This window comes from Streptomyces pseudogriseolus (assembly GCA_002154585.1).
Taxonomy (GTDB): domain Bacteria; phylum Actinomycetota; class Actinomycetes; order Streptomycetales; family Streptomycetaceae; genus Streptomyces; species Streptomyces pseudogriseolus.
In genome coordinates, this window is the sequence record MUNG01000433.1 from 2,192 (window position 1) to 12,741 (window position 10,550).

Below are 10,550 nucleotides of genomic sequence, written 5' to 3' on the forward strand. Positions count from 1 at the left end.
CGCCACCCCCGGTTCCCTTGTGCCGCACGACCTCGGCCGTACGACGTCACGCACCGCCTCACTCCAGCGTCCGGGTGGTGGCGGCCAGGGAGGCCTCTCCGAGTGAGGCGACCCCGAGCGCGGGCGGCCGGGTGCCGTCCGGTGCGTCGGCCGCCGGCCCGGGGAGACCTTGCGTACGGTCGACGACGCGGATGGTCGCCGGCCCCGCACCCAGCTCCAGTTCCAGTTCCGCGCCCCGCGCCGGCACATGACGGATCCACAGCTCCCAGGGGGCGTCACCGGCCGGGTCGTCGGCGTGCCGCCCGGGCACCCCGGACAGGGACCAGCCGCGGACGGCGGTCCCGCTGACGAGGAGCACCAGCTGGTCGGCCCCCCGCCTGGACGCCGCCGTCACCCGGACCCGCCGTCCGCCGTCCGCCGTCCGCGCGACCACCTGCGTGGTGACCCGGGGACCGGGCAGTGGGAACGCCTCGGCCGGACCCCGCCGGACCGGCACCCGCCAGCCCGGCCAGAGGTCCTCCACCGAGCCGGGCTCGGCGTCGGCGGGCAGGAAGTCGTCGCTCCACTCGTCCGCCGGGACCCCGCTGATCCAGTGGCCCGCACGCCGGTCCGCGTCCCACAGGTACAGAAGATCGGCCCGTACCGGGTTCTCCGGTTCCCGGGGCAGCAGCGCGGCGCCCGCCAGCATCGCCGTCGCGACCACGGCGGCGGTCACCGGCAGCAGCCGGGGCAGGACCGGCAGCACCCCCGGCAGCAGCGCCGTGAGCAGCGCCGCCACGGCCACCGGCGCGGCCACGAGCCCCAGGCCCAGGGCGTTCGTGAGCAGCGGCACCAGCGGGAACACCAGCAGGGCGGCCGGTACCGTGCCCAGGGCGGCGGCCAGCACCCGGCCCCCAGCCGTGTCCCCGGACCGCGAGGTGAGCACGGCGGCGGCACAGAGCAGTCCCAGTGTCGGCCAGACGAACACATGGCTGCCGCCGGGCAGCAGCACCGCCGACACGACGGACAGGACGATCCACAGCAGCACGGCCCCCGCCACCTGCGCCCGGGCGCCGGCCCACCGCCTGGCGACCAGCGCGAGCGCGCAGCCGACGGCCAGGGCGAGCGACAGGAACCCGGTGAGGGCCGGGACCTGGCCGTCGATGTCGTAGTAGTGCGCGAACTCGGGGTGTCCCGACGCGACCAGGGGCGCCAGGCCGAACGCGGCCCCGGCGGCGAGCAGCAGCTGCCCGAGGGCGACGGCGAACCCCCGCAGGACGGCACCCACGGTGAGCACGCCGCGCGCCCGGAGCCGCAGCAGCAGCGCCAGGCCGAGCCCGGCCGTCACCAGCGCGGCGGGCAGCGCCGCGCCCAGCGGGTAGGAGACGAACCATCCGCCCGCCCGGAAGTACGCGGAGTCCCCGGCCGGGGTGTGCGTCAGGTCGGCCGAGGCGAGTGCGCGGGCCAGGCCGAGGGCCTGCTCTCCTTGGTGCTGGACGGTGGCCGGGTCCACCCGCTCCGGGGTGTCACCGGTGCCGTGGTAGTGGGTGTAGCCGTCGAGATAGGCCAGGTTCAGGCCCTGGTGCCCGGCCTCCTGGAACACGGTGAAGTCGGTGAGGTTGGGCATGTAGCGGTACGCGGCGTCCAGCAGCGAGTCGGCCCGCGCGTCCGGCGCCGACTCGGTCAGGGCGCGCACCAGCCAGCCGGCGTCCGGTCCCGTCTCGAACATCAGGCTCGGACCTCTGCTGCCTCTGGCCTCGAAGTTCAGGATCACCGTGTCCGGCGGCAGCGTGCCCGGCTCGGCCACCAGGGCCTGCGCGCCGAGCAGTCCGCTCTCCTCGGCGTCGGTGAACACGAAGAGGACGTCGTTGCGCGGGGGCGGCCCCTCCCGCAGCGCACGGGCCGTCTCCAGCAGCACCGACACCGGGACCCCGGCGTCGTTGGCGCCGGGCCCCGCCTCGGTGGAGTCGTAGTGGGTGACCAGCGCGACCGGCCGCGTGCTCGCGGTGCCGGGGACACGGGCGACAACGTTGTGCAGCCGCAGGTCGGCGTAGCGGGAGTCGGCGCCGACGGGGGAGAGGTCGGGACGGTGGGACGCCGCCGCCCCGGTGTGCACCCGGGTGTCGAGGCCCAGCGCGGTGAGGGTGCGGACGATGTGGTCCCGGGCCCGGGTGTGTGCGGCGGAGCCGCTGGGCCGGGGAGCGGTGGCGATCTCCCGTACGTGCGCGGCGGCGCGGGCCGCCGAGAAGGTGCCGGCCGGCGCGTCCGGCCCTCGCGCGGCGGGCATCCTGCTGTTCCAGGCGACCAGGGACACACAGAGCGCGGCGAACACGGCGACGGCTGCCGGGAACACCCAGCGCCCTCCGGCGGTGCGCCGCGTCCCCTCCGTACCGGTCCGGCCGGCGCCGGGGCGTCCGGGGCTGTCGTGGGATTCCTCACCGGGGCGGGGATCGCTCAGGCGGGCCGGCGCGGACGCGTTCCGGTCCTCGGGGCGGGAGCCGCCCGCCTCCCCGTCATACCGCCTGAGTGCCATAGACCGTGCACTCCTTGTCCGGCCGTAACAATGCGCCGGACATCCCGGCCGTGCCCTCCCGCCCGGACGGGGCGAGGGCGATGCGGTCCACCACGTCCTGTCCGGCCAGGGCGCCGAACTCCGTCGCCGCGCGCTGCCGGGCGTGGTCGCGCACCAGCGGGTTGAACGAGTAGCGGGGGCCGTCCGGCGCCCGGTCCTGGGTGACCGTCAGCAGGTGAGCGTTGACCAGGCTGTCCAGCAACCGCTGGGTGTCCTCGCCGGGGCGGTCGGACACGGCGAAGGCCATCCACTCGGGCACGGAGTCCACGTCGCACATGCTGAGCCGGAGCCACAACCGGTAGGCGAGCGGCGACAGCTGCTCCACGGTCGAGTCGAGCCGCGCCCCCATGTCCAGGGAACCGATGGACAGTTCGGCGATCCGGTCCCGCCATGTCGCCAGCCGGTCGGTGAAGCCGCGCAGGGTGCAGTGGGGGCGGGCCCGCAGCCGCGCCCCTGCGGCCCGGATGGCGAGCGGCAGGTGGCCGCAGAGCTCGACGATCCGCCGGGCGCTGTCGACCTCGGCGAAGACCCGCTCCACGCCCGCCAGGGAGGCGAGCAGGTCCAGCGCCTCGTCGGTGGGCAGCCCGTCGACGCGGTACTCGGTCAGGCCGGGGATCTTCAGCAGACTGGCCCGGCCGGTGCACAGGACCGCGCTCTCGCCGCTGGGCAGCAGGGCCTCGTAACGGGTGGACTCCGCCACGTCGTCCAGGACGATCAGCAGGCGCTTGCTGGCGGTGATGCTGCGGAACAACGCGGCGCGGGCGGCGAGACCCGCGGGGATACGCTGCTCCGGCACCCCGAACGCGTCGAGGAAGCCGAGCAGCACCTCCTGCGGGTGCACGGGGTCGGTGTGCCCGCGCAGGTCCGCGTAGAGCTGGCCGTCGGGGAAGTGCTGCTGGAGGGCGAGACCGGCGTGGATGGCGAGGGCGGTCTTGCCGGCGCCGCCGCATCCCGCCAGCGCCACCACGCGCGGTTCGCCGCCCGCGCGCAGGTCCGAGGTGATGCGCTGGAGCAGGTCGCGCCGGCCGGTGAAGTCCTTGATGCGGGGCGGCAGCTGAGCGGGCACCTTGGCGCCGGGCCAGGGCTGGTGCGCCACGACGGAGGCCGGCGGGGCGATCGGCTCACCGGCCAGGATCTTCTGATGCAGTTCCTGAAGACCCGTGCTCGGCTCCAGTCCCAGGTTCTTGATCTGGGCCATGCGGCTGTTGCGGTAGACGGCCAAGGCCTCCGCACGACGCTGGGACTGGTACAGCGCGGTCATCAACTGGGCGCACAGCCGCTCGCGCATCGGATATTCGGCGACCAACGGTTTGAGCTCACTGATGAGTTCGGCGTGCCGGCCGAGGGTGAGCCCGATGTCGAGCCATTCCTCGAGGACGGAGAAGCGGCGTTCCTCCCAGTGCGCGGCCACCGCGTACGTGAGCGGCCCGGAGATGTCGGCGAGCGGCTGGCCCCGGTAGAAGGCGAGCGCCCGCTGGTATTCGGCGGAAGCGGACTCCAGGTCGCCGGCGGCCGTCAGCTCCCGGGCCCGGCGCACCGCCTTTTCGAACGCGTGTGCGTCGAGATCGTCCTCGTCGAGCCGGATGCGATAGCCGCCCTGTTCGGTCTCGATCAGGTCGACCGGCGCACCGGCGGCAGCGAATGCGTTCCGCAATCGCCAGACGCAGGTCTGGATCTGCTTGTCCGCCGTGGCGGGAGGAGCGGAACGCCATACGGCGTCGATGAGCGAATTGACCGGGACGACGCGGTTCGCATTGAGCAGTAACGCCGCCAGAACAGTTAACTGGCGATTGCGGCCCACCCGGATCGGTTTACCGCGGACGGCTGCTTCCAAGGGCCCGAGAATGCGAAAGAAAACATCGCGGACATGGTCGTTTTTCCCCTCGCTCGAGCCACCCGTGTCGAGAGATGAATAACCATTGGTGATCGGCAAGATCATCCTCCAGGTGTCGGACTCATCGCAGCCAACGGGGACCTTACAGAGCTCCACTTGTCATGTCTATACCCAACCTGAACGCCCATATGGGGTTACCTTGGCCGAGTCTTTCCGGTGGCGGCGCAAGAGTGCAATGTGTGCCACGAGAGAGGAAGGATGGCTTGAACGGAACGGTTTATCGAGAACGGTTATCGGCGATGCCCGTTCGGTCATCGGCCGTGCCCGCTTGGCTGAGAACCGGCAGGGTGCGAAGCGCCAGTGCGTCCACCTTTCCGCCTGGTGTTCTCGGCAGTCGCGGCACCATGACGATGCGGTGGGGGCGCATCTGCTCCGGTACCGACTCGGCGATTTTCCGCTGCAACTCCGGCACGGTCACACGCGATCCCACGACCACGAAGGCGACCAGCTGTTCGGCCGCGCCGTCCTGCCGCAGCAGCACCGCGCACTCGCTGACGGCCGGATGTCTGCGGACCGCCGCCTCGACCTCACCCAGCTCGATCCGGAAACCGCGCACCTTCACCTGGTGGTCCACCCGGCCCAGGATGCGCAGCCGCCCGTCCTGCCCCCACAGCCCGCGGTCGCCCGTCCGGTACAGCCGCCCGCCGGGCCGGTACGGATCGGGCAGGAACCGCTCGGCGGTCAGCGCCGCACGGCCGTGGTAGCCACGGGCCACCCCCGGCCCCCCGAGCCAGATCTCGCCCGGCACCCCGGGCGGGACCGGCCGCAGCCCGCCGTCGAGCACGTACGCCTGGTACCCGGGCACCGGACGCCCGATCGGGATGCCCGCCCCGGCCGCCTCCGCCGGACCGCAGCGGTGCGTGGTGGCCCACACCGCGCACTCGGTCGGCCCGTAGTCGTTGAACAGCGGCGCCTGCGGGCACAACCGCAGATGCTCGGCCACGATCTCCGGGCCGAGCGGCTCCCCGCCCACGGCCACCATCGACAGCCGCGCGAGTGCCTCCCGGCCCGCGACCTGGAGCACGATCCGGTAGTGCGAGGGCACGGCGTGGACATGGGTGACGGCCGCGGACTCCAGCAGCTTCCGCAGCGCCATCGGGTCGTGCGCCTCCTGTTCGGTGGGCAGCACCACCGCGCCGCCGGAGGTCAGCGCCCAGTACATGCCGCCCGCCGCCCCGTCGAAGCACAGCGGCGGCAGCACCAGGTCCCGGCCGGGCGGCGGGCCGGCCACCGCACGGGCAGCCGTGGACGCCACGATCGCCCCGTGGTGCACGCCGATGCCCTTGGGCGTCCCGGTGGACCCGGACGTGTAGATGACGTATGCCAGGTCGTCGGGGGCGACCGGGACGCCGAGCGGGGCGCCGGACAGCCCGGCCGCCTCCCCGCCCAGGAGCACCGGCACCGGCACCGCGTACTCAGGCTCCCGGCCGGCGAGCAGCACCACGGCGCCCGAGTCGTCGAGGATGCGCCGGACCCGCTCGGGCGGATACGTCGGCTCGACCGGCACGTAGGCGGCGCCGGCCTTCAGGACGCCCAGCATCGCCGTCACCGACCAGGCCGCGCGTTCGGTCAGCAGCGCCACGAGCCCTCCGGGGCCGACCCCGGCCGCGCGGAGCAGGCGGGCCACCCGGTTGGCCTCCTCGTCCAGCCGTCGGTAGGTCAGCTCGGTCTCCCCGCACAGCACGGCCGGCGCGTCCGGCGTCCGCACGGCGTGCTCCTCGACCAGCGTGTGCAGACAGACGGCGGGAACCGCACCCTCGGCACCGCGTGACCACTCGGCGAGCGCGGCCCGCTCCGCCGTCCCGGCACCGACGATCCCGTACACGGGCCGGTCGTCGAGCAGTTGCTCCAGGACGGCGAGCAGCCGCGCGGCGAACGTGGCGACGGCGTCCTCCTCGTACAGACCGGTGTCGTGGTCGATCCGCACCTGTTCGTCCTCCAGGGCGACCAGCAGCCCGTGGTGGGCCACCGAGTCCGGCGGCCGGACCGCCGACGCGGTGCACGCGCCGACCCGTTCCGGCTCCGTCACCGCGCACGGGGCCACGGCGAGCGCCGCGTGGAACCCCGGGGCGACCGGGACACCCGAGGCGAGCGCGTGCCCGCCCGCGCGGAGCGCGACCGTCCCGGACACGCCTTCGGCCACCCGCGGGGCGACCGCCACCGGCGCGTCGGACGCGACGACGATCCCCGTACCGGGCGAGCCGCCGCAGCGCACCCGCAGCACCGCCAGGGCCACGGCCAGCGACGCCTCGACGGGCACCCCGGCGGAGGGCAGCCGCGACGCGACCCGCCCGGCCGGGACCCGTACCGTCCGCGCGTACCCGGAGGCCCGGTCACCGCCGTCCGGCAGCCCCGACGGCCCCCGCTCGGCGGCCCCGGCCCGCCCGTCGTCCTCCGGCCCGACGGCGCTCCGTGAGAGGCGTCCGGACCCCGCGCCGGCCTCCGCCGGGAACGGGGCGTCGTCCGTCAGCAGCCACCGCATCACCGCCGCCGGCGGCAGCGCGTCCTCGGTGACCACCACCAGCAGGGACCGCTCCGCGTCGAGCCGGGCCAGGAGCGCGCGGGCCGAGCCCGGTTCCGCCTCCGCGGCGGCCGTCTCCTCACGGATCAGCTCGCCCCACTGGGCACCGTCCGTCCCGACGCTCCCCGGGCCCAGCACCGTGAGCGGAACCTCCCGGCGTCCGCGCGCGATCCGCCCCCGCAGCGTCCCCGGATCGAGCGGCCCTTCGACCACCCAGCAGCCGGCGGTCAGCCCGGCGCGGCCGCCTGCGGGCAGCTCGGCGGGTCCGGCCGCCCCGGCCGGAGGACCATCCATCGGACCGGTCACCAGGACTGGGGCGCGCACGGACCGGGACACGGGCGACGGAGGCATGTTCGTTCCCTTTCAGGTGTGCTGTCGTGGTGAGGCGACCGGACGGGAACCGCCCGGTCGCCTCGGTGTGTTCACAAGCCGTCAGAGCAGCACGCGCTCCGCCGGCGACTTCCGGTGCGCCCGCGACTTGCGCAGGTCCCGGGTGACGACCGCCTTCTTCAGCCAGCGGTCCGTGCCGTCGAACCGGGCCTTGAACGCGGCCCTGCCGTGCACCACCCGGTAGTTGTCGATGACCAGCAGGTCACCGGGGCTCACCACCACGTCGGTCAGGTTCCGCTGCAGCTCCGCGGTGAGCGCCTCCAGCGCCGCCGCCGCCTCCGGATCACCCGGCAGCGGCGACATGAACGCCGGATCGATCCGCAGATACGGCCGGTCCGGGTGCCCGAACAGCACCGCACACGGCTCCGGTTCGTCCTCCATCAGCTGCACCGCGTGCGGGCTGCCCCGGTCCGCGGTGAGCGTCCGGGCGTGCCGGAGGTGCTCGGTGTCCGGCCGGATCAGGAACCGGGGCTGGCTCAGCACCTCACGGTGCCCGTCGCTCAGCACCACCTCGTCGACGCCGGCCACACCCGTGGGCACCGCGTCATGGTTCCGCAGCCCCAGCAGGAGCAGATAGTCACAGCGGTACGGGTGAAAACCGTCCTCCGTGTGCCAGGCCAGCTCCACCGTTCCATGACCGCTCTGGTCGTTCTCGTGCGACGGCACCGGCAGCACGTCGTGCACCAGCCGCCCGTTCTGGAGCGTCGACCAGCCGAAGATGTCACCGAGGTGCGCCGTCGCCAGCGTCAGGAACACCTCGTGCACCTCCGACTCCGGCTCCCGAGGCGGTTCCCGCCAGTCCAGCGGCGTCGGCCCCAGCCGGCGGTCGTCCACCGGCAGGCCGCGCACGACCAGGCAGGACGCCTCCTCGGCGGTCCGGAACCGCCGCAGCTCCCGGATCAGACGCGGCGGCATCCGATGGGCCACCAGCGACAGGTCGTCCAGCAGGGACGGGGCACTGCTCGCCCCGTGGTCCCGCAGGACCGAGCGGCTCAGTTCGTCCAGCGCGGCCGCCTCGGCCGCGTCCAGGTCCACGTATCGGATCATCGGTGATCAGCTCCCGGTCGGTCCCTGCGGGAGCGATGGCGTGCTTCCACGAGCTCTCCTTGGTCTGACGGTCTGACGGTCAGTTGCCGGATCCCTGCGGGACGACGACGTCCTCGGGCGCGGGCAGATAGCCGCCGTCGACCAGGAACTGGAAGCAGGCGTGCGCCCACTCCTCGGTCACCGGCGGGCAGCTGATGCCCGACCCCTCGAGCGCCTCGGTCAGCACCCGGCACTCGTCCTGCGGGTCGATCTGCTTCTGCAGCTCCGGGTCGAGCGCGGCGTGCCGCATCGAGGCGACCCGCAGCAGCGGGGTCATCGGGAACAGGATGTGGTCCTCGTCGACGCCCAGCGCCCGCTGCCGCGCGTCCTCCTCGTCGATGACGTTGAGGTCGTAGCCGAACGACCGCAGCCACTGGTAGCACTGCGTCATCGTGGTGGGCGCCGGGTTGGTGATGTTGAAGTTCTTCCCGAAGTTCTCCTCCCGCAGCGACGTGTAGACGATGGCCTGTGCCGTGAAGTCCACCGGCACCGCGTTGATGACATCGTTGTAGAGGGGCAGCACCCCGAGGTCGAGGAAGCCCCGCAGGTACACGTACAGGTAGTCCGTGTGGTGCGAGGCGCCCGTCTGCGTGTGACCGGTGATCATCCACGGCCGCTGCACGGTCACCGGGATGCCCCGGTCGCGGGCCAGGTAGACGATCCGCTCGGCCAGCCACTTGCTGCGCGGGTAGCCGGTGGGGATGCGGATCGGACGGCTGTCCAGGTCCTCCTCGGTGAACGGCCGCTCCGCCCCGGTGCCCATGAACACGTCCACGCTGGACACGAAGTGGACCGACTTGAGCGTCGTGGTCGTGGCGAGCCGCAGCACCTCCTTGGTGCCCTCGACGTTGGCCGGCCGGGCGGCCTCGTACGGGTAGGTGAAGTTGACCACCGCGCCGCTGTGGTAGACCACGTCCAGCTCGGCCGCGGCGGCGGCCCACTCCGCCTCGCCCAGGCCGAGCCGCGGCTTGGCCAGGTCACCGACCACCATCCGCATCCGGGACCGGTAGGACTCGTCCCACGCGTGGTACTTGCGGAGCGTGGCCTCCATGCGCTCCCACGCCTCCTCCTCGTCCTCCGCCCGGACCAGGCAGTGCACGAGCGCGTCCGTGCGCAGGATCAGCTCCACCGCCAGGAACGCGCCCAGATATCCGGTCGCGCCGGTGACCAGGGCGTGGCGCGGCGCGAACCACTCCGAGTGCGGCAGGTCCCCGGGGGTGATCTCCTCGGGCAGCGTGATCTCCGCGTGCAGCTCCTCCAGTTGCTGCGCGTACAGCACCTCGCTGTCCACGTTGTCCCGCTGCCGCCGGTCCTCCTCGATGGCCGCGGCGACGCCGGCCACCGTGGGCACCCGGAAGATCTGCTCGACCGGCAGCGTCACGTCGTGCGTCCGGGACAGCTGCGCCGTCAGCCGCGCCACCAGCAGCGAGTTGCCGCCCAGCTCGAAGAAGTCGGCCACCGCGCTCACCTTGGACAGGCCCAGCAGCGAGCAGAACGTCTCCGCGATCTCCGCCTCCAGCTGCGTCCCCGGCTCCACGAAGTCCTCGATGCCGAGGTCCGGGGCGGGCAGCGCGGCCGTGTCGATCTTGCCGTTCGGGGTGAGCGGCATCCGCTCCAGCGTCACGAACGCGCTGGGCACCATGTAGTCCGGCACCTGCGCCAGCACATGCTTGATCAGGGTCTCCTTGGTCACCACCCGGCCGACGACGGGGACCACGTACGCCACCAGGCGCGGCACGCCCGGCTGGTCCTCCCGGGCGATCACCGAGGTCTCGGCGACCAGCGGGTGGCGCAGCAGGACGTTCTCGATCTCCGTCAGCTCGATCCGGAAGCCGCGGATCTTGACCTGGGTGTCGGCCCGGCCGAGGAACTCGATGCTGCCGTCCTGCCGGTAGCGGGCGAGGTCCCCCGTCCGGTACAGCCGGGCGCCGGGCTCCTCGGAGAACGGGTCGGGCAGGAAGCTGCCGGCCGTCATCCCCGGCCGCTTGACGTAGCCGCGGACCACACCGCCGCCGCCGATGTACAGCTCGCCGGGCACACCGGGCGGCACCGGGTTGAGCCGCTTGTCCAGCAGATGCACCCGGGTGTTGGGGATCGGCCGGCCGATC

Annotated in this window: 5 protein-coding genes; all 5 read right to left on the minus strand. The window is 73.4% G+C overall.

The features are described from left to right. Positions 1-58 precede the first annotated feature (58 nt). The gene (locus CCN29_RS30090) at positions 59-2,512 is read right to left on the minus strand and encodes a M28 family peptidase (RefSeq protein ID WP_006129816.1); all 2,454 of its coding nucleotides are present in this window, start codon (positions 2,510-2,512) and stop codon (positions 59-61) included. Next, on the minus strand, positions 2,493-4,352 hold the full coding sequence (locus tag CCN29_RS30095) for an AfsR/SARP family transcriptional regulator (RefSeq protein WP_086685691.1): 1,860 nt from the start codon (positions 4,350-4,352) through the stop codon (positions 2,493-2,495). The genes CCN29_RS30090 and CCN29_RS30095 overlap by 20 nt, the downstream gene beginning before the upstream one ends. A 310-nt stretch (positions 4,353-4,662) precedes the next feature. Further along, positions 4,663-7,260 carry an amino acid adenylation domain-containing protein gene (locus CCN29_RS30100; RefSeq protein WP_143661407.1) on the minus strand — a complete coding sequence of 866 codons (2,598 nt, stop codon included), beginning with the start codon at positions 7,258-7,260 and terminating at the stop codon, positions 4,663-4,665. 138 nt (positions 7,261-7,398) lie between these two features. Next, positions 7,399-8,403 carry a guanitoxin biosynthesis L-enduracididine beta-hydroxylase GntD gene (gene gntD, locus CCN29_RS30110; RefSeq protein ID WP_031023414.1) on the minus strand — a complete coding sequence of 335 codons (1,005 nt, stop codon included), beginning with the start codon at positions 8,401-8,403 and terminating at the stop codon, positions 7,399-7,401. A gap of 79 nt (positions 8,404-8,482) precedes the next feature. Further along, positions 8,483-10,550 (minus strand): thioester reductase domain-containing protein (locus CCN29_RS30115; protein WP_143661408.1); only part of this gene is annotated, 2,068 nt, incomplete at its 5' end.

Coding starts and splice junctions, on each gene's coding strand:
- CCN29_RS30090 (WP_006129816.1), bottom strand. CDS start 2,512: ATGGCACTCAGGCGGTATGACGGGGAGGCGGGCGGCTCCCGCCCCGAG.
- CCN29_RS30100 (WP_143661407.1), bottom strand. CDS start 7,260: ATGGATGGTCCTCCGGCCGGGGCGGCCGGACCCGCCGAGCTGCCCGCA.
- gntD (WP_031023414.1), bottom strand. CDS start 8,403: ATGATCCGATACGTGGACCTGGACGCGGCCGAGGCGGCCGCGCTGGAC.